Origin of the sequence: Bradyrhizobium sp. CCH5-F6 (genome assembly GCF_001556045.1) — a bacterium.
In the GTDB taxonomy this organism is placed as follows: domain Bacteria; phylum Pseudomonadota; class Alphaproteobacteria; order Rhizobiales; family Xanthobacteraceae; genus Bradyrhizobium.
The window spans coordinates 1-18,147 of record NZ_LSIC01000067.1 but is presented as its reverse complement, the minus strand read 5'-3'; the positions used below and the strand labels follow the sequence as shown (position 1 = coordinate 18,147).

General features: G+C 64.3%; 18 protein-coding genes. 10 read left to right on the top strand and 8 right to left on the bottom strand.

Annotated elements, in window-relative coordinates; genetic code table 11:
- Positions 1-70: 70 nt before the first annotated feature.
- On the bottom strand, positions 71-1,255 hold the full coding sequence (locus tag AX729_RS12235) for a substrate-binding domain-containing protein (protein ID WP_061023317.1): 1,185 nt from the start codon (positions 1,253-1,255) through the stop codon (positions 71-73).
- Positions 1,256-1,434: 179 nt separating this feature from the next.
- Between AX729_RS12235 and AX729_RS12230 the strand changes: the two genes are divergently transcribed.
- Both AX729_RS12230 and AX729_RS12225 read left to right on the top strand, forming a co-directional pair.
- Positions 1,435-1,878, top strand: a complete 444-nt coding sequence (locus tag AX729_RS12230) for a MarR family winged helix-turn-helix transcriptional regulator (RefSeq protein WP_025576502.1) — start codon at positions 1,435-1,437, stop codon at positions 1,876-1,878.
- A gap of 166 nt (positions 1,879-2,044) precedes the next feature.
- Positions 2,045-2,467, top strand: coding sequence for a response regulator (locus tag AX729_RS12225; protein WP_061023314.1), 423 nt, complete (start codon positions 2,045-2,047; stop codon positions 2,465-2,467).
- Here AX729_RS12225 and AX729_RS12220 read toward each other — a convergent pair.
- Together AX729_RS12220 and secA are read right to left on the bottom strand one after the other, a co-directional pair.
- On the bottom strand, positions 2,418-3,944 hold the full coding sequence (locus AX729_RS12220; protein WP_061023312.1) for a sensor histidine kinase: 1,527 nt from the start codon (positions 3,942-3,944) through the stop codon (positions 2,418-2,420). The two genes, AX729_RS12225 and AX729_RS12220, sit on opposite strands and share 50 nt — an antisense overlap.
- A 283-nt stretch (positions 3,945-4,227) precedes the next feature.
- Positions 4,228-7,068, bottom strand: a complete 2,841-nt coding sequence (secA, locus tag AX729_RS12215) for a preprotein translocase subunit SecA (RefSeq protein ID WP_061023310.1) — start codon at positions 7,066-7,068, stop codon at positions 4,228-4,230.
- A gap of 354 nt (positions 7,069-7,422) precedes the next feature.
- On the opposite strand from secA, the gene AX729_RS12210 reads away from it, so the two are divergent.
- Together AX729_RS12210 and argJ are read left to right on the top strand one after the other, a co-directional pair.
- Positions 7,423-8,340, top strand: coding sequence for a peptidylprolyl isomerase (locus AX729_RS12210; RefSeq protein WP_061023308.1), 918 nt, complete (start codon positions 7,423-7,425; stop codon positions 8,338-8,340).
- 102 nt (positions 8,341-8,442) lie between these two features.
- Positions 8,443-9,684 carry a bifunctional glutamate N-acetyltransferase/amino-acid acetyltransferase ArgJ gene (gene argJ / locus AX729_RS12205; RefSeq protein ID WP_061023307.1) on the top strand — a complete coding sequence of 414 codons (1,242 nt, stop codon included), beginning with the start codon at positions 8,443-8,445 and terminating at the stop codon, positions 9,682-9,684.
- Positions 9,685-9,799: 115 nt separating this feature from the next.
- Here argJ and AX729_RS12200 read toward each other — a convergent pair whose 3' ends face one another.
- On the bottom strand, positions 9,800-11,125 hold the full coding sequence (locus AX729_RS12200; protein WP_061023306.1) for a TadE/TadG family type IV pilus assembly protein: 1,326 nt from the start codon (positions 11,123-11,125) through the stop codon (positions 9,800-9,802).
- 136 nt (positions 11,126-11,261) lie between these two features.
- Between AX729_RS12200 and AX729_RS12195 the strand changes: the two genes are divergently transcribed.
- Entirely contained in the window at positions 11,262-11,672 is a 411-nt protein-coding gene (locus tag AX729_RS12195; protein ID WP_061023303.1) for a (deoxy)nucleoside triphosphate pyrophosphohydrolase, read from the top strand.
- Between the two features lie 68 nt (positions 11,673-11,740).
- On the opposite strand, the gene AX729_RS12190 is transcribed toward AX729_RS12195, so the two are convergent.
- Complete coding sequence (locus AX729_RS12190; protein ID WP_061023301.1) at positions 11,741-12,589, bottom strand: methyltransferase domain-containing protein; 849 nt, start codon at positions 12,587-12,589, stop codon at positions 11,741-11,743.
- Between the two features lie 124 nt (positions 12,590-12,713).
- Between AX729_RS12190 and AX729_RS12185 the strand changes: the two genes are divergently transcribed.
- The 5 genes from AX729_RS12185 (at position 12,714) to AX729_RS12165 (ending at position 15,977) form a co-directional block, all read left to right on the top strand.
- Positions 12,714-13,523 (top strand): ComF family protein, encoded by an 810-nt coding sequence (locus AX729_RS12185; RefSeq protein ID WP_061023299.1) that lies wholly within the window; start codon positions 12,714-12,716, stop codon positions 13,521-13,523.
- A gap of 35 nt (positions 13,524-13,558) precedes the next feature.
- Complete coding sequence (gene grxC, locus AX729_RS12180; RefSeq protein ID WP_061023354.1) at positions 13,559-13,834, top strand: glutaredoxin 3; 276 nt, start codon at positions 13,559-13,561, stop codon at positions 13,832-13,834.
- Positions 13,831-14,709: a carbon-nitrogen hydrolase family protein gene (locus tag AX729_RS12175; RefSeq protein WP_061023297.1), complete on the top strand. Its 879-nt coding sequence runs from the start codon at positions 13,831-13,833 to the stop codon at positions 14,707-14,709. Before grxC ends, AX729_RS12175 begins: the two co-directional genes overlap by 4 nt.
- Entirely contained in the window at positions 14,706-15,188 is a 483-nt protein-coding gene (locus AX729_RS12170) for a DUF1178 family protein (RefSeq protein WP_061023295.1), read from the top strand. The genes AX729_RS12175 and AX729_RS12170 overlap by 4 nt, the downstream gene beginning before the upstream one ends.
- A gap of 111 nt (positions 15,189-15,299) precedes the next feature.
- A complete protein-coding gene (locus AX729_RS12165) occupies positions 15,300-15,977 on the top strand; it encodes a tetratricopeptide repeat protein (RefSeq protein ID WP_156456903.1) in 678 nt (225 codons plus the stop codon).
- On the opposite strand, the gene AX729_RS12160 is transcribed toward AX729_RS12165, so the two are convergent.
- The 3 genes from AX729_RS12160 to AX729_RS12150 all read right to left on the bottom strand — a co-directional run.
- Entirely contained in the window at positions 15,960-16,859 is a 900-nt protein-coding gene (locus AX729_RS12160; RefSeq protein WP_061023292.1) for an EamA family transporter, read from the bottom strand. The two genes, AX729_RS12165 and AX729_RS12160, sit on opposite strands and share 18 nt — an antisense overlap.
- A gap of 202 nt (positions 16,860-17,061) precedes the next feature.
- Positions 17,062-17,829, bottom strand: coding sequence for a bifunctional 2-polyprenyl-6-hydroxyphenol methylase/3-demethylubiquinol 3-O-methyltransferase UbiG (gene ubiG, locus AX729_RS12155; protein WP_061023290.1), 768 nt, complete (start codon positions 17,827-17,829; stop codon positions 17,062-17,064).
- Between the two features lie 14 nt (positions 17,830-17,843).
- A partial coding sequence (locus AX729_RS12150; protein WP_156456902.1) for a PH domain-containing protein occupies positions 17,844-18,147 on the bottom strand: 304 nt, incomplete at its 5' end.

Sequence of the window (18,147 nt, the reverse complement as noted above, 5' to 3'; positions counted from 1 at the left end):
TAGAGACAGAAATATTTTCCTTTTCAAGTATTATCTCGCAGGGCCACTGCGGCGAATCGGCAGCGGGCGCTCAGAGCGTCTTGATGATCCTGAAGTCGAGACCGTCGGCTTCGGCGAGGTACATCGGCATCTCGGCGCGGCCATCGCGAAGAGTCACGGGACCGCGGCCCGCCGAGTAGACGATGTTGCGCGCGGCCTTCAGGAGCGGACGCAAGGCCAGCGAGCCCGCCCGGCCGGCCACCGCTTCCAGGAAGCGCAGCCCCTCATAGTTCGACTGGCCGACCGAGCCGACCGGCGGCGCATTGGCGCCGAACATGGCGTCGTATCCGCTGAGGAACTCGTCGTTGGCGCGTGACGCCATGCAGTTGAAATAGCCGGAGGCGCAGAACAGATTTTCGGTGTTGTCGGCGCCGATGCCGAGCAGCACGGTCTCGTCCATCGCGCCCCCGAGCCGCAGCGTCGATGTGGCAAGGCCCGCTTCGGCGAAGGCGCGGTTGAAGGTGATGCTGTCGGTGCCGATCAGGGAGATCAGCACCACGTCCGGCTTGGCGGCGCGGATGCGCGCCAGATGCGGCTCGTGATTGTCCTCGCCGACCGGGACAAACTCCTCGCCGACGACCTGGCCGCCCGCTTCCTTGATGTAGCGCTTCACGGCGCGATGCGACTGCCACGGCCAGACATAATCACTGCCGATCAGATACCAGCGCGCCGCCTTCTTGACCTCCGCGAGCCAATGGATCGACGGTCGGCTCTGCCAGCGCGGCGTCTCGCCGATCGCCATGACCCCCGGCGTGCGCTCGCCACCTTCATAGACCGGGGTGTAGATATAGGGGATGCGGTTACCGGTGACCTTGCGCAGCGCGACGCGGACGGCGCTGATATGCGATCCCATGATGAGATCGACCTCGTCGAAGGCAATCGCCTGCTCGGCGCGGCGAACCACCTCGTCGATCGGGCCGCCGGAATCGTAGAACGACAGTTCCAGCTCGCGGCCCAGAATGCCGCCGCGCTTGTTGATCTCGGCGACCGCCAGCATCGCGCTGTTGGTTGAACTCGGGCCCCAGATCCCGGGCGAGCCGGTGAAGGTGAGGAAATTCCCGATGCGCAGCTTGTTGCGCGCGCCGCGCCGCTTCATGAAATGCGCATCGACCGGAGACAGGTCGAAGTCCGCCGCCGATGACGACAAATTCCTGAACAGCAGGGACGGCGGCAACGCCGGTCCGCCGTGAGCCGGGAAGTTTACCGTCGCGCGCACGCCAACTCCTGTCTGACACCAGACCTGAAAGCACATTGAGCAGGCGGTCGCGGCTTCCGCCCTTTTGTTGGGCAATGATCCTATTTTGAAAACATTGAATATTCAACAATTGAAGTGCATATAGATGCAGCATTGATTGCAAGACATTCACTCATTTGGGTCAAGATGAAGTCTTAGCCGTGGCAAAACCGTCGAAAGAAAACTCCCCCATCACCGAACACCTGGCCTACCTGCTCGCGCAAGCCAACCGCGAAATCAACCGGCAGCTCGAACTGCGGTTGAGCAAGGAGGGCGTGCCGGTCGAGCAATGGCGCATCCTCAAAGTGCTGTCGGACGGCAACGGCCATTCGATGGGCGAGCTAGCAGATGCCGTGCTGCTCAACCATCCGACATTGACCAAGATGATCGACCGCATGGTCTCGGACACGCTGGTGTACCGCGTGCAGGATCCGAATGACCGCCGCAAGGTCCTGATGTTCATCTCCGACCGCGGCAAGGTGCTGTGCAAAAAGCTCAACTCGCTCGCGGTGGACCAGGAGGAGCACATCCTGGAGAGCTACGGCGACAAGTCGACGAGCGAATTGAAGCGGCTCCTGGAGAGCCTGATCGACAGCTCGAATTGAGTCGACAGCTCGAATTGAAGCTCGGCTGCGCCGGCCGAAGCCGATCAGGCGATGCGACGGGCGGAACAAAAAGCGGAACTGATGGTTGATCCCGGGCGCGTACGGCCGTGAGGAACCAATCCACCGAGGCGGCCCCGTCCGTTTGAAGCCACCCCACGGGTCGCGAATGACACGCTCAGTATTGATTGTCGAAGACGAAATCTTCGTCGCCAGCGACATTGCCCGCATCCTGGAGGACGCGGGCTATCGTGTCGCTGCCATTGCTGCTGATCGCAAGGAGGCCCTGGAAGCAGGGCCCAAGGCGCAGATCGCGCTGGTGGACGTCAACCTGCGCGACGGATCGACCGGTCCGCAGATCGCACTCGACCTGTCACGCACCTACGGAACCAAGATCGTCTACGTCACCGCAAATCCCGCGCAGATCGCGCCCCGGGCGGAGACCGCGATTGGATTCATCCGCAAGCCTTTCAGCGATGAAGCGATCCTGACCGCGGTTCATCACGCCGCCGGCGAGGTGGCTCAGCCCCGCTCCCCCGACGTCACGTTCTTTGCGGCAGCGGCCGGCTCATCGAGGCCTTTGGAATCGTAGCCACGGCCCGGAGCCCTTCCCGTTTCCAGGCGTAGGAGATCGCCCCGCCCAGCTGGTTGGACATGCTCAAGGCGATCAGCCTGGAGCCGAAGCCTTCCACCGCCGGCGCCGCCTCGACTTGCGGACCGCCGCTTTCCGTCCACGCAATCACGACATCATCATCCGTCTCGCTGATGTCGATGGCGACGCGTCCCTCCAGCCTCGAGAGCGCGCCGTACTTCGCGGCATTGGTCGCCAGTTCGTGGAACGACAGCGCCAGGGGCGTCGCGGAACGGTCGTCGATGCGAAAATCGCCGCCCGTGATAGCAACCCGCTGCGCCTCCGACTGATAGGCCGACAGAAGCTGCTCCAGGAGGCCCTTGAGAGTTGCCTGCGTCGAGGTCGGCTGCGATCGGGCGCTGTGCGGACGCACGAAGTCGTGCGCCTTGCCGAGCGACATGATGCGCGAACGCAGCTCGTCCGCCAGCCCCTTGAGCTCCGGATGCGTGCGCGTCGACAGGCCGATCAGCCCGTTGATGACGGAGAAGATGTTCTTGATACGATGGCTCAGCTCCTGGCTGATCATCTCGCGCTGCTCCATCAGCAGCTTCTGCTCGTGAATGTCGGTGCAGGTACCGAACCAGCGGGTGATGTTGCCTTCTGCATCGCGAATTGGCAGGGCGCGTCCGAGGGTCCAGCGATAATTGCCCTCGGCATTCCTCAAACGGTATTCGATCTCGTAGGGTTCGCCGGTTCTCAGCGAATGCCGCCAGCGTTCCCAGGCCTTGTCCTGATCGTCGGGGTGGAACATCCCGTTCCAGCCCTCACCGTCGGTGGAGCCCTCCGGCACGCCCGTGAATTCGTACCATCTGGCGTTGTAGTAATCGTGGTGACCGTCGGGCAAGGTCGACCACACCATCTGGGGCATGGTGTCGGCCAGAATGCGAAACTTCTGCTCGGTCTCCGACAGCGCCTGCTTTGCGACGGCCTCGCTGGCCTGCTGGATTCGCGTGGTCTTGCGGTGCCCCATTGCGCCCATGACCTGGGAGGCCATGACGCGCAGACCCTGCTGCTGAAGCGGCGTCAGGCCCGGCCTCGGCACGCGATCGATGACGCAGAGCGAGCCGAGCGGAAACCCGTCCTCCGTCACGAGCGGCGCGCCGGCGTAGAATCTGATGAACGGGTCTCCCGTCACCAGGGGATTTTCAGCGAACCTCGGATCCCGGGTCGCATCGGGCACGACCATCAGGTCGGAGCCCAGCATGGCATGCGCACAGAACGAGGATTCGCGCGGCGTTTCGGAGACGTCGAGGCCGTGTTTGGCCACGAAGCGCTGCATGGTGTCGCCCACCACGCTGACGAGACAGATCGGCACGTCGCACAAAGCCGCCGTGAAGGACGTCAGCTCGTCGAAGCCCGCCTCGTCGGCGAGGTTTTCGAGATCGTGCGCGGCGAGGATTTCGGTTCTGGACGGCGGGAGATTGTCTGCGGAACTCATGAAATGGTCTAACCCCGGCGCCAGCGCAGCCATCATCGAGCGACATCGCGTCATCGCCGGCGGTGTGGCGGGCCTCCCCATGTTGAGCCGACCTGCATTCCGGTCGTCGAAATTGGTCAGGCCGCGGCGGACGACATTGTCCTTGCTTGCGAGACGAGCGCACGTCCCCGCAAGGTCACGCCATGACAACAACATTTGTTACAAAGGGTTCCGCGGCACTGATGCCGCGGCAGCAATGGAATCGGGCAAGGCGAGCCGGCCGGCAGCCCGGCCGGTACTCCGGCTAGGCATACCTGCCGTGGCAGTGCTTGTACTTCTTGCCCGAGCCGCAGGGGCAGTCCTCGTTGCGGCCGATCTTGCCCCAGCTGGCAGGGTTCTTCGGATCGCGTAGCGATGCATCCATGGCCGGGGCGCCGAGGCTGACGCTGGCAAGCGCCATTTCGTCTTCGCCGGTGTTCGGGTCGAACTTGTGCGCTTCCATCGGCGGCAGGGCGGGAGCTTCCTGCTCCGGCGGGACGATCTCGACCCGCATCAGCTGCGCCGTAACCGCCTCGCGCAAATGCGCGCTCATCTCCTGGAAGAGATTGAAGGCTTCGGTCTTGTATTCCTGCAAGGGATCACGCTGGCCGTAGCCGCGCAGGCCAATGACCTGGCGCAGATGGTCGAGCATGATCAGGTGCTCGCGCCAGAGATGATCGAGGGTCTGGAGCAGGATGGTCTTCTCGACGTAACGCATCACGTCGGGACCCCATTGCGCGACCTTGGCGGCCATGTGCTCGTCGGCGCGGGTCTCGATGCGGGAGAGCAGCTCCTCGTCGGCGATGCCCTCTTCCTTGGCCCATTCGTCGACCGGCAGGTCGAGATCCAGCACGCGCTTCAGTTCGTCCTTGAGGCCCGCAACGTCCCACTGCTCGGCATAGGCATGCTCGGGCACGTGCTTGGCGACGAGGTCGTCGATGAAGGCGTGGCGCATGTCGGTGACGGTCTCGGCGACGCTCTCGTCCTTCATCAGCTCGACGCGCTGATCGAAGATGACCTTGCGCTGGTCGTTCTGGACATTGTCGAACTTGAGGAGGTTCTTGCGGATGTCGAAGTTGCGCGCCTCGACCTTCTGCTGTGCCTTCTCCAGGGCCTTGTTGATCCAGGGATGGATGATGGCCTCGCCCTCTTGCAGGCCGAGACGCTGGAGCATGCTGTCGAGACGGTCCGAGCCGAAGATGCGCATCAGATCGTCTTCGAGCGACAGGAAGAATTTCGAGCGGCCGGGGTCGCCCTGACGGCCGGAACGGCCGCGCAGCTGGTTGTCGATGCGGCGGGATTCGTGCCGCTCGGAGCCGATGATGTAGAGGCCGCCCGGCTTCTTCACAGTCTTGGCGGGCTTAGACCCCTTCGCCGGCTCGATCTCGACGGTTTCCTCGGCCTTCAGCACGAGGTCGCGGAAATGCGCGATGTCGGCCTTGATCTGCTCGATCTTCCTGGCCTTCTCGGCCTCGTCCTCAATGCCGGCGGTTTCCTGCTGGATGCGCATCTCCAGCGAGCCGCCGAGCTTGATGTCGGTGCCGCGGCCGGCCATGTTGGTCGCGATCGTGATCGCGCCGGGAACGCCGGCTTCGGCGACGATGTAGGCTTCCTGCTCGTGGAAGCGCGCGTTCAGCACAGCGAACAGCTTCGCCGGCTTGCCGGCGCGGGCGGCGGCATAGAGCTTGTCGAGCGCGTTCTCCTTGCCGAAGTCGATCTGCTTGTAGCCGTTCTTCTTCAGGAATTCGGCAAGCACCTCCGATTTCTCGATCGACGCCGTGCCGACCAGCACCGGCTGGAGCCGCGAATTGGCGCGTTCGATCTCGGCGAGGATGGCGCCGTATTTTTCCTGCTGGGTGCGGTAGACCTCGTCGTCCTCGTCGAGGCGCGCGACCGGCAGGTTGGTCGGAATCTCCACGACCTCGAGCTTGTAGATGTCGAACAACTCGTCCGCCTCGGTCGCGGCCGTGCCGGTCATGCCCGCCAGCTTCTCGTACATGCGGAAGTAGTTCTGGAAGGTGATCGAGGCGAGCGTCTGGTTCTCGGGCTGGACCTGGACGTGCTCCTTGGCTTCCAGCGCCTGGTGCAGGCCTTCCGAATAGCGGCGGCCCGGCATCATGCGTCCGGTGAACTCGTCGATGATGACGACCTCGTTGTCGCGGACGATGTAGTCCTTGTCGCGCGTGAACAGCGTGTGGGCGCGCAGGGCCTGGTTGATGTGGTGCACGACGGAGACGTTCTCGACGTCGTAGAGCGACTCGCCCTTGAGCTGGCCGGCATCGCGCAGCAGCGTCTCGATCTTCTCCATGCCGGCTTCGGTCAGCGTCACCGTGCGCTGCTTCTCGTCGACGTCGTAGTCGGTCTTGTCGAGCCTGGGCAGGAAGCCGTCGATGGTGTTGTAGAAATCGGAGCGGTCGTCGAGCGGACCGGAGATGATCAGCGGCGTGCGCGCTTCGTCGATCAGGATGGAGTCGACCTCGTCGACGATGGCGAAGAAGTGCGGGCGCTGGACCATGTCCTCGAGCCGGTACTTCATGTTGTCGCGCAGATAGTCGAAGCCGTATTCGTTGTTGGTGCCGTAGGTGATGTCGCAGGCATAAGCCGCCTTGCGCTCGGCGTCGTCGAGGCCGTGCACGATCACGCCGGTGGTCATGCCGAGGAAGCCGTAGATCTGGCCCATCCAGCCGGAGTCGCGGCGGGCGAGATAGTCGTTGACGGTGACGACGTGGACGCCCTTGCCGGCGAGCGCGTTGAGGTAGACCGCAAGCGTTGCGACCAGCGTCTTGCCTTCGCCGGTCTTCATCTCGGCGATGTCGCCCTCGTGCAGCACCATGCCGCCGATCAGCTGGACGTCGAAATGGCGCTGGCCGAGCGTGCGCTTGGCCGCCTCGCGCACGGTGGCGAAGGCGGGCACGAGGAGGTCGTCGAGCGTCTTGCCGTTCGCGAGCTGCTGCTTGAATTCCGCGGTGCGCGCTTTCAGCGCCTCATCGGACAGTTTGGAGAGCTCGGGCTCCAGCGCGTTGATCGCGTTGACGCGGGACTGATATCCCTTCACCCGCCGGTCGTTGGCGGAGCCGAAAAACTTGCGGGCGAGCGCGCCGATCATGCCTAGTTCCTGTGTTCGCGATCTAACCGCGTTGCAGCCAAGAAGTTGTCACCCGCCTGCCTATCAACTCACCGTGACGCCTGATGGCGCCTTCAGCCCGGATTGCGGGGTCGTCCGCCATATGGGTGGGAATTGAGCAAGCCTTGGTTCAACGGCCAAAAACGCAGCAAAATAAACGCCATCGCCATGGGCGCGACCGGTGAGAGATATGGCCCGCCCCCAGCCTTGTCAACGGCGGCCGCATTGCGGCTAATTCATCATTTTGACAGACTTTTCGCGTTGCCAAGCCCCCCTGAATTGGGCGAGTGTCCGCCCCGCTCGAGCAGCCCCCCTGCTTCAACATAAGGATTTTCCATGACCACCTCGTCCCCGGTAACCACCGGCCAGCGCTTCCGCCATGCATCCGCCCTGGCTGGCTGCCTCGCTCTGGCGCTGTCCCTGGCGATCGCGGGCCCGCTCCGGGCCGCCGACGATCCGGTGCTGGCGAAGGTCAATGGCGCCGAGATCAAGAAGAGCGACGTCGCCATGGCCGAGGAGGAACTCGGGCCGAGCCTCGCCCAGATGGACCCGGCGACCAAGGACGAGAACGTCCTGTCCTTCCTGATCGACATGAAGATCGTCAGCAAGGCTGCCGAAGACAAGAAGATCGCCGACAGCGAGGAATTCAAGAAGCGCCTGGCATTCGCCCGCAACCGGCTTCTGATGGACAGCCTGCTCGCCAGCGAGGGCAAGGCCGCCACCACGCCGGATGCCATGAAGAAGGTCTATGAGGAGGCCTCCAAGCAGATCACCGGCGAGCAGGAGGTGCGCGCCCGCCACATCCTCGTCGAGACCGAGGACGAGGCCAAGGCGGTGAAGGCAGAGCTCGACAAGGGCGCCGATTTCGCCGAGCTCGCCAAGAAGAAGTCCAAGGACCCGGGCTCCGCCGATGGCGGCGACCTCGGCTTCTTCACGAAGGAGCAGATGGTGCCGGAGTTCTCGGCCGTCGCTTTCGCGCTGGAGCCGGGCAAGATCTCCGATCCCGTGAAGTCGCAGTTCGGCTGGCACATCATCAAGGTCGAGGAAAAGCGCAACCGCAAGGCGCCTGATTTCGAGCAGGTCAAGGCCCAGATCGAGCAGTACGTGACCCGCAAGGCCCAGGCCGAGTATGTCGCCAAGCTGCGCACGGAAGCCAAGGTCGAGCGGCTGGATCAGCCGGCGGCCAAGGACGCCAAGCCCGCAGACGCTGCCAAGCCGTCCGACAGCAAGATGGCGCCGCCGGCGAAGAAGTAAGAATTCGCTGTCACTTCGCTGACGCCGAGAGTATCTAAGCATCGCAATGGCCGGGCATCCCCCGGCCATCTGCATGTCCAGACCTCACCAAGGCGCCCCGCGATGTCCTCCTCCGTCTCTCCCCTCGCCCCCAAAACCGTTCCCGACATGCCCGTGATCGCGGGCATCCGTCTTGCGACGGCGGAAGCCGGCATCCGCTACAAGAACCGCACCGACGTTCTGCTGGCGGTGATGGACAAGGGAACCGCGGTCGCCGGTGTCTTCACCAAATCGAAGTGCCCGTCCGCCCCCGTGGAATGGTGCCGCGCCAGGCTGAAGGGCGGCAAGGCGCGCGCTCTGGTGGTCAATTCCGGCAATGCCAACGCCTTCACCGGCAAAACCGGCCGCGCCTCGACGGCGCTGACGGCGAAGATCGCGGCCAAGGCGGTCGGATGCAGCGAAAGCGAGATCTTCCTGGCCTCGACCGGCGTGATCGGCGAGCCGCTCGATGCGACCAAGTTCGACGGTGTGCTCGGCCGCCTCGTCGAGACCGCCGAGCCCGGCAATTACCTCGCCGCGGCCAAGGCGATCATGACCACCGACACGTTCCCGAAAGTCGCGACCGCGACCGTCAAGCTCGGCAAGGCCAAGGTCACCATCAACGGCATGGCCAAGGGCGCCGGCATGATCGCCCCCGACATGGCGACGATGCTGTCGTTCATCTTCACCGACGCCCCGATCGCGCCGGCGGCCTTGCAGGCGCTGCTCAAGAGCGGCGTCGAGGACACTTTCAATGCGGTGACGATCGACGGCGACACGTCGACCTCGGACACCCTGCTCGCCTTCGCGACGGGGGCCGCCGCCGCGCAGGGCGCGCCGAAGATCAGCCGCGCCAGCGATCCCCGGCTGAAGGCCTTCGTCAAGGCGTTCAACCAGGTGCTCGCCAACCTCGCCGAGCAGGTGGCCCGCGACGGCGAAGGCGCGCGCAAGCTGGTCGAGATCACGGTCGAGGGCGCCAAGACCAAGGCTTCGGCGCGCAAGATCGCGATGTCGATCGCCAACTCGCCGCTGGTGAAGACGGCGATCGCCGGCGAGGACGCCAATTGGGGCCGCGTGGTGATGGCGGTCGGCAAGGCCGGCGAGCCGGCCGACCGCGACAAGCTCTCGATCTCCTTCAACGGCATCCGCGTCGCCAAGAGCGGCGCGCGCGATCCGTCCTATGACGAAGCCCAGGTGTCGGAAGCGATGAAGGCGCCGGAGATCGCGATCAAGGTCTCGCTCGGCCTCGGCAAGGGCCGCGATCGCGTGCTGACCTGCGATCTCACCAAGGAATACGTCGCGATCAACGGGGATTACAGGTCGTAGGGCTCAGGCAGTCCTTTCGGGGGTCCGCGAAGCAAGCCTCCAGGAATCCAGACCTCATGCGGCCCGAGATTCCGGGATCGATGCCGAGGCATCGCCCGGACTGGCGGCAAAGCCGTCAGCCCGAGAGCCTCGCGTCCGCGACCGCCTTCTTGAACAACGCGTTCATCGCGTCCGAGATGCCTTCCGTCGGGCTCACCTCGAAGTACAGCCCGGTCGAGGCGCAGCTCTGCATGTTCTTCGCGATCTCGCTGTTCGGCGACGGACCATAGGGGCCGGCATTGAACGGATTGATCCAATTCATGTACCAGGTGTTGGTGGGCAGCGCGAGATACGTCGTGTACAGCACGGCGATCTTGACCCCCCGATCCTTCATCGTCTTGCAGAGCGCAGGATTGAGCGGCGACTGGCAACGCGTGGTGCCCGAGCGCGGTTTCAGACACGCGGTGTTGTTCTCGTCAGCGACCCCGTCGGATACGAAGAACAGATATTTGAGCGGGCTGGACGACGTGCCCGATCCGGGCGCGCTGATCTGACCGTTGATCGCCGGAAAGACCGCGGTGAACGGGGTGTCCTGATCGTTGTTCTCGTTCTGGCCGTTCACCGACATCAGGTCGATCTTGCCAGCCGCCGTCTTGGCGCTGGAGAGAGAGGCCGACAGCGAAAACAGGCTGCGCAGGCCGAGCGTGCTCGCGGAGCCGCCGAAATCGTAGATCGCCATCCTGAACTGGTTCGAATAGGTTTGGGTGGCGCTCGCCGTATCCATCAACGACTGCGTGGCGCTCCGAAGCACGTCGATCCGGGTGGTCACCCCAAGCTTCTTGGCCAGGTCGTAGTAATTGTTCTTGTCCTTGAGATCGTGGCAGGCGAAAGCGCACTTGTCCGACGTGTTGTTGACCATCTTCTGCACGTCGGCGGGCGTCGCACCGACGCCCATGGACGGCGAATTGTCGAGCAGCAGATAGAAATCGATATAGAGCGGCATGCTGGCCGTCGCCTTCGACGTGCCGGTCATGGTCAGCGCGGTCTTGCCGATCAGGCCGAGAAACATGGTGTTGATGGTGGCGCTGAACGTGACGGTCGAGGTGACGGTCGAGCCGGACTTGGCGACCGTGGTCGTGAGGCTGGTGAGCTTGTAGTCGGTCAGATTGGCGCGATTGGCGTTGAAGATGTTCTCGGCATCGGTGACGCCAACGGCAATCGAGCCGTCCGAAGTCATCGCGCCGGCGGCCTTGAAGGCCGGGGAAGCCTTGGCGATCGAGCCGACACTGGCGGCATCGGCCGCGGCCTGAAGCTTGGACCTGACGTGGGTCGCACGAGAATAGTCGACGGCGCAGCCGACGGCGCTGATCAAGGGAACGCAGGACAGCGCGAAAATCACCGCGATATTGCCGCGCCGGTCATGGACGAACCGGTGGATGATGGCGGAAATCGCTGCGCGCATGACTTTGGCCCGGAGTGGTTTGATCGTTCCACTCTAGGAACCGTCGATTAAATATGACTTATGGAGACTCCAGAACACGGACCGCAATGGGGTTAACAATCCGTTGCGGTTGGACTTCAGCAAGCGAAAGTCACGGATGGCCGATCTGAAACTGACACTGGTGGTGGCCTGCGCGCTCGTCGACGCCGACAAGCGCGTCCTGATCGCGCAGCGCCCCGAGGGCAAGGCGCTGGCCGGCCTCTGGGAATTTCCCGGCGGCAAGCTCGAGGCGGGCGAGCGACCGGAGCAGAGCCTGATCCGCGAGCTCCACGAGGAGCTCGGCATCACCGTCGCCGAGCCATGCCTCGCGCCGCTGACTTTCGCGAGCTACGGCTACGAGACCTTTCACCTTCTGATGCCGCTCTACATCTGCCGGCGCTGGGAGGGGCAGGTGACGCCGCGCGAGGGCCAGAACCTCGCCTGGGTCCGCGCCAACAAGCTGCGCGACTATCCGATGCCGCCGGCGGACATTCCGCTGATCCCGCATTTGATTGATTTGCTGATGTGAGATGCCGGCGGGCACCTCACTCTCAGCGTCGTGCCCGGGCTTGTCCCAGCAATGACGGAGGAAACAGCCTACCTCTCCCCCGCCTTCTTCACCGCGTCCGCCAGGCTTGCCTTGGCCGACCCCGGCTTAAGCGGCTGCTGCTGGCTCGCATGCGGGGCCCAGCCGGACAGCCAGATGATATCGAAGGTGGCACGGATGCGGCCGTCGGGATCGGCAAAACGTTCGGCATAGATTTCGGCCATCCGCAGCATCGTCGCGCGCCGGCTCGGCGTTCGCCGCCGCTCGATCAGCACATTGGCCGCGCCCATCCGGCGGAGATCCTGCATCAGCGCGAACGCATTGGCATAGCGCACCACGACGCGGTCGACATCGGTGACCGGCAGCGCGAAGCCTGCCCGCTGCAACAGCGCGCCGATATCGCGCAAATCGGCGAACGGCGCGACGCGCGGCGACACGCCACCCTCGCATTCGGCCTCCGCCGCGGCAAAGGCCTGCCGTAGCTCGGTGAGGCTGTCGCCGCCGATCATCGCCGCGAGCAGCAGCCCGTCCGGCTTCAGCGCGCGCCGAATTTGCGCGAGCACGCCTGGCAGATCGTTGACGAATTGCAGCGCCAGCGCCGAAACGACGATATCCAGGCTTTCCGGCGCGAAGGGCAGCGTCTCCGCGCCCGCCGCATCGGGTGCAATCCGCGCGATGGTCGGAAGCTTTTTGCGCAACGCCGCGAGCCCCTCGCCGGGCGTCCAGAGATCGGCTGGAGCGTGAAACTCGCGCACCACCGCAGCCAGCCGGTCGGACATGTCCTCGGCGACGCGATCGAGCAGAAATGTCACCTCACCCAGCGCCTGCGCGCGGCGCTGCCTCGCATGCAGCAGCGCACGATCGAACAGGGCGGGCGGGGTTTGCGTGGTCTGAGCCATGCTGCTGGTTACGCCGATCACCACGGTTCTGGCAACGCTCGATGCCTCGCATCGCCGGGAGCGCTGCGGCCGGCGCGCGAGACGGAGGCTTGAGCGGATGATTGCGGAACGCTAGCCTTCCCTCATGGAAGCCGAAGCCACCCCCATCCGTTCCTTCGCCGCGCCGCTGCGGGTGGCGTGGACGGCTGGCCGCCACGTGCTGTCGCGCGCAGCACGGCTCGCGCTCGACATCGCACTGCCGACGCAGTGCGTTTCCTGCCACGAGCCGGTCGACGGCGAGGGCGTTTGTGCTTCGTGCTGGGCGCGGCTGTCGTTCATCGAGCGGCCCTATTGTCCGCGGCTGGGCATTCCCTTCGTCTATGACCCCGGCCCCGACATGCTGTCGATGGAGGCGATCGCGAGCCCGCCGGCCTACCAGCGCGCGCGGGCCGCGGTGCGCTATGACGACGTCGCGCGCACCCTGGTCCACGCGCTGAAATACCAGGACCGCACCGATCTGGCGCCGGCCATGGGCCGCTGGATGGCGCGCGCGGGCGGCGAGCTGCTCGCCGGCGCCGACATGCTGGTACCCGTTCCCTTGCATTGGCGGCGGGCCTGGCGACGGCGCTACAACCAGTCCGGAGCGCTCGCGCGCATCATCGAGCGGCAGAGCGGGGTGAAGGTCCGAGGCGAGCTGCTCCGCCGGGTACGCCCGACCGAGCAGCAGATAGGCCTGTCGCGGGCTCAGCGCGCCACCAATGTGCAGGGTGCATTCCAGGTATCTCCCGACCGTCAGGCTGACGTCCAGGGCCGTCGCATTGTCCTGATCGACGATGTCCTGACGTCGGGGGCAACGCTGGATGCCTGTGCGCGGGTCTTGCTGCGCGCCAAAGCGGCCCAGGTCGACGTGCTGGTCTTCGCCCGGGTTGTCGAGAGCGGCCCCCGTCCCATATAATTCAATGACTTCATGACATGAGAGCGCTGGACGCCATGACTGCTGCTGTCGAGATCTACACCAGGCCGGGCTGCGGCTATTGTTCCGCCGCCAAGTCGCTGCTGACCCGCAAGAAGGCGGCCTTCACCGAATTCGATGTGGCCAAGAACCCCTCCTGGCGCGAGGAAATGTACGGTCGTGCCGGCCAGGGTTCGACGTTCCCGCAGATCTGGATCGGCGGCACTCATGTCGGCGGCTGTGACGAGCTCTATGCGCTCGATCGGGAGGGCAAGCTCGACGGCATGCTCGAGAGCATCAAGGCCGTCTCATGAGCGAGAACCGCACATTCACCGCGGCCATGGTGCAGATGCGCACTGGCCTGATGCCCGGGCCGAGCCTCGAACAGGCAACGAGGCTGATCCGGCAGGCTGCGGCCAATGGCGCCGACTACGTGCAGACGCCCGAGGTCAGCAACATGATGCAGCTGAACCGCAAGGCGCTGTTCGAGCATCTCCAGAGCGAAGAGGACGACGCTTCGCTGAAAGCCTACCGCGCGCTCGCGGCGGAGCTCAAAATTCACCTCCATGTCGGCTCGCTGGCGCTGCGCTTCTCGGCGGAGAAGGCGGTCAACCGCTCCTTCCTGATCGGGCCTGAGGGCAATGTGCTCGCGAGCTACGACAAGATCCACATGTTCGACATCGAGCTGCCGGACGGCGAGAGCTACCGCGAATCCGCCAACTACCAGCCGGGCGAGACGGCCGTGATCTCCGACCTGCCCTGGGGCCGCGTCGGGCTGACGATCTGTTACGACGTGCGCTTCCCGGCACTCTACCGCGCGCTCGCCGAGAGCGGCGCGTCCTTCATCACCGTGCCCTCTGCGTTCACCCGCAAGACCGGCGAAGCGCATTGGCACGTGCTGCTGCGCGCACGCGCGATCGAGACCGGCTGCTTCGTCTTCGCCGCGGCCCAGGCGGGCCTGCACGAGAACAAGCGCGAGACCTATGGCCACTCGCTGATCATCGATCCCTGGGGCGAGATTCTCGCCGAGGGTGACGTCGAGCCCGGCATCATCATGGCGAAGATCGACCCCGCCAAGGTCGAGACCGCCCGTCGGGCTATCCCATCGCTCCAGCATGGCCGCCGCTTCGGCGTCTCCGATCCGAAGGCCGGGCCGGACCATCTGCACCTCGTGCGGGGATCGGCATGATCCGCTACGCACTGCACTGCGACCGGGACCACGCCTTCGAGAGCTGGTTCCAGAGCTCGTCCGCCTATGATTCGCAGGTGAAGCGGAAGCTCGTGACCTGCCCGATCTGCGGCTCGGCCAAGGTCGAGAAGGCGATCATGGCGCCGCGCATCGTGGGCAAGAAAGGCCGCGGGCGCGCGACGCCGCCGCCGGAGCCCGCCTCGACGCCGGCGCCCGAGGCCGCGCCGTCCGGGCCAACCTCGCTGCTGATGGCGCAGGAGCGCGAGCTGCGCGCCAAGCTCAAGGAGCTTCGCGACCACATCGTCAAGACCGCCGACAATGTCGGCGACCGCTTCGCCAACGAAGCCCGCGCGATGCATTACGGCGACAAGGAGCATCGCCCGATCTACGGCGAGGCCTCGCCCGACGAGGCGAAGTCGCTGATCGACGAGGGTATCGAGGTATCGCCGCTGCCGGTGTTGCCGGAAGACCGGAACTAGGCGATCGCGGTGAAGCGCGGGCCGCTCCCCATATCCCACAGATCAACCTGAACGTCACGCTTGCCTCTCGGCTTGCATTGCAGTTGAATAAAGCTGCAACGGGAGGGCGAGTTGTCATTCAAACTGCGAACGGAATTAATTCCGGTTATCGTCACCGGCTACGTGATGGGCGCCGCGTGCCATGCGCAGGAGCTTTCGCAAGAATGGCTGTGGTGTGCCGGGAAGAAATCGGCGACATTTGATAGACAACTCGAATCTTGCAACAAACTGATTGAGTCGCCCGACGTAGCACCCGCGAACAAATCAATCGCATACTGCAACCGTGCGCTTGTGTACCGGATGTCGGGCGATATTGCTCGAGCAACATCCGACCTTGACGAATCCTTCCGTCTGGATACGGAAAAATATCCGTCTCTACTTTGCCGCGCGCACCAGCACTACTTCATGGGTGATATCGAGCGGGCTATCACCGGTTATAGCGAAGCCATATTCTCCAATCCGAAGCGACCTGAGGCGTTCGTTGCTCGCGGCTCAGCATATAGATTGATCAAAGACCTTGGTCGTGCGATCGCGGATTTCGATGAGGCTATCAGACTAGCGCCTGCCGACGCCCTGGCTTACGCAAATCGCGCAGACGCGCAATTCCGGGCACAACGTTACGATCTGTCAATGAGAGATTTCGACGAAGCAATTCGGCTCGACCCGAACATGACACCTGCCTATGAAGGTCGAGCGAAGGCGCGCGCGGCCCTGCATAGCGAGCCGCGCTCTTTAGACTCCCACCAATAGCGCCACCCCGATGATAATCAGCGCGATGCCTGCGAGTTCGCGCGGCGCGATCGGCTGCTTGAACGAGTAATAGGCCACCGCCTGCGCGAACAGCACCTCGATCAGAGCGAGCGTGCGGACATTGGCGGCGGCCGTCAGCGCGAACGCCAGGAACCAGAATTGCGAGGCGAAGGCGCCCATGAAGCCCGCGAGCAGCGACGGCTTCCACAGGCCGAGGATCGCCTGCAGCACTTTTGGCGCGCGCCAGAGCAGATAGATCGTCAGCACCAGCGTCTGCACGAAAAGGCCGAGCACCAGCGTGAACGACGCTGAGGTCACGAAAGAGACGCCTGGTACGTTGATGATGGCGCCGCGAAAACCGACAGCGGACAGCGCGAACGCGGCCGCGGCGACGAGCCCGGTGATGGTCGGCTTCAATTCGGCAAAGCTCTTCTCGCCGCCGGGCCTGAGCGCGGTGATGACGACACCGACGGTCGCGATCACGATCGCCAGCACTTTCAGCCAGGTCAGGTGATCGCCGAGAAAGACGAAGCCGAAGATGGCGGTCTGGATCGCCTCGGTCTTCAGGTAGGCCGTCGTCACCACGAAGGAGCGGTCGTTCATGGCGAGCAGCATCAGTCCGGTGGCGACGATCTGGCTGAGCGCGCCGAGCAGCAGCCACGGCCAGAACACGGCCGGCGGCTGGCCGAGATGATCCCCGGTCGCGATCAGCACCACGCCCAGAAACAGCACCGAGAACGGAAAGCCGAACAGGAAGCGGATATTGGTCGCGCCCCAGGTCCCCAGCGGCTTCGTCAACGACCGCTGCATCGCATTGCGCGCGACCTGCCCGAGCGCGGCAATGATCGTGAAGGGAATCCAGAGGCTGGCGATGGTGAGCATGGGGGTGGGGGCAATAGAAGGGACCTGAGCCAACGTGCCGCTGGCGGCGAGGCAGGTCAATCACGCGGATGCATGGGGGCGATGCTCTCGCAACAAACTCGGTGTCGTCCCTGCGAACGCACTAGGGCATGCACGTATCTAGTGCTTTCGCAGGGACGACACCATCCTGGAGACACGAGTTCGTATCTCGCTGACAGCAGCCTCACACCATCCCTTCCGCCACCACCATGTAATTCACGTCCATGTCGGACGAGAGGGACCATTTGTCGGCGAACGGGCTGTAGACGACGCCGGTCTGCTCGGTGATGACGAGGCGGTTGTCGAGCAGATATTTTGCAAGCTCGTCGGGGGTGACGAACTTGTTCCATTCGTGGGTGCCGCGCGGCAGCCAGCGCAGGACGTATTCGGCTCCGACGATGGCGAGGGCGAAGCTCTTCCAGTTGCGGTTCAGCGTCGAGACGACCATCAGGCCGTTCGGCTTCAGCATCGAGGCGCAGCGCTTCAGGAAGACGCCGACATCGGTGACGTGCTCGACCACCTCCATCGCCAGCACGATGTCGAAGCGCTCGCGCGGGTCGATCTCCTCCACCGTGGTGCAGCGATAGTCGATCGCAAGGTGGCTCTTGTCGGCGTGCAGCTTCGCTGCGGCGATGTTGCTCGAAGAAGGATCGATGCCGATTACCTGTGCGCCCAGGCGCGACAACGGCTCGCACAGCAGGCCGGCGCCGCAGCCGATGTCGAGCAAGCGCAGGCCGCCGAGGCAATTGAGGCTGCGCACGTTGCGCTCGAACTTGCGGCAGGCGGCGTCGCGGATGTAGCCGAGCCGCAGCGGGTTGATCCGGTGCAGCGGCGCCATCTTGCCCTTGGGGTCCCACCACTCCGCCGAGAGTTTCGAGAATTTCGCGATCTCGGCGGCGTCGACGGTCGAGCCCGGCTGGGCGGCGGCGGAAGTATTTTGCTGCATGCTCATGGTTACGCGCGGTCCTACCGCGTGGTGATCGAGCTACGGAAGGCGAGCGGCGAGGAGATTGTCCTGATCGTCTCGATCCCCTCGCCGACGCCGCGAATCGTCACGTCGCCGTAGTTGAGAATACGTCCTAGAATGGTCTGGTCGACATCGACGCTCTCGACCTTGTCCAGCGCCATCTCGAAGGTGCGGCGCTTTATGAAACCGGTCTTGTGCACGACCCGGAGGTTGGTGACGTCGGTCTCGGTGGTGAAGCGATGGAACCAGCCCTTGATGGTCCAGTACAAGGCTGCCAGGGCCGCGAGCCCCGCGGCGCCGAGG

What these genes read in the sequence shown, in the direction of transcription:
- AX729_RS12225 (WP_061023314.1), top strand. Translation starts at nt 2,045, where the DNA reads ATGACACGCTCAGTATTGATTGTCGAAGACGAAATCTTCGTCGCCAGC.
- AX729_RS12220 (WP_061023312.1), bottom strand. Translation starts at nt 3,944, where the DNA reads ATGAGTTCCGCAGACAATCTCCCGCCGTCCAGAACCGAAATCCTCGCC.
- secA (WP_061023310.1), bottom strand. Translation starts at nt 7,068, where the DNA reads ATGATCGGCGCGCTCGCCCGCAAGTTTTTCGGCTCCGCCAACGACCGG.
- AX729_RS12210 (WP_061023308.1), top strand. Translation starts at nt 7,423, where the DNA reads ATGACCACCTCGTCCCCGGTAACCACCGGCCAGCGCTTCCGCCATGCA.
- argJ (WP_061023307.1), top strand. Translation starts at nt 8,443, where the DNA reads ATGTCCTCCTCCGTCTCTCCCCTCGCCCCCAAAACCGTTCCCGACATG.
- AX729_RS12200 (WP_061023306.1), bottom strand. Translation starts at nt 11,125, where the DNA reads ATGCGCGCAGCGATTTCCGCCATCATCCACCGGTTCGTCCATGACCGG.
- AX729_RS12195 (WP_061023303.1), top strand. Translation starts at nt 11,262, where the DNA reads ATGGCCGATCTGAAACTGACACTGGTGGTGGCCTGCGCGCTCGTCGAC.
- AX729_RS12190 (WP_061023301.1), bottom strand. Translation starts at nt 12,589, where the DNA reads ATGGCTCAGACCACGCAAACCCCGCCCGCCCTGTTCGATCGTGCGCTG.
- AX729_RS12185 (WP_061023299.1), top strand. Translation starts at nt 12,714, where the DNA reads ATGGAAGCCGAAGCCACCCCCATCCGTTCCTTCGCCGCGCCGCTGCGG.
- grxC (WP_061023354.1), top strand. Translation starts at nt 13,559, where the DNA reads ATGACTGCTGCTGTCGAGATCTACACCAGGCCGGGCTGCGGCTATTGT.
- AX729_RS12175 (WP_061023297.1), top strand. Translation starts at nt 13,831, where the DNA reads ATGAGCGAGAACCGCACATTCACCGCGGCCATGGTGCAGATGCGCACT.
- AX729_RS12170 (WP_061023295.1), top strand. Translation starts at nt 14,706, where the DNA reads ATGATCCGCTACGCACTGCACTGCGACCGGGACCACGCCTTCGAGAGC.
- AX729_RS12160 (WP_061023292.1), bottom strand. Translation starts at nt 16,859, where the DNA reads ATGCTCACCATCGCCAGCCTCTGGATTCCCTTCACGATCATTGCCGCG.
- ubiG (WP_061023290.1), bottom strand. Translation starts at nt 17,829, where the DNA reads ATGAGCATGCAGCAAAATACTTCCGCCGCCGCCCAGCCGGGCTCGACC.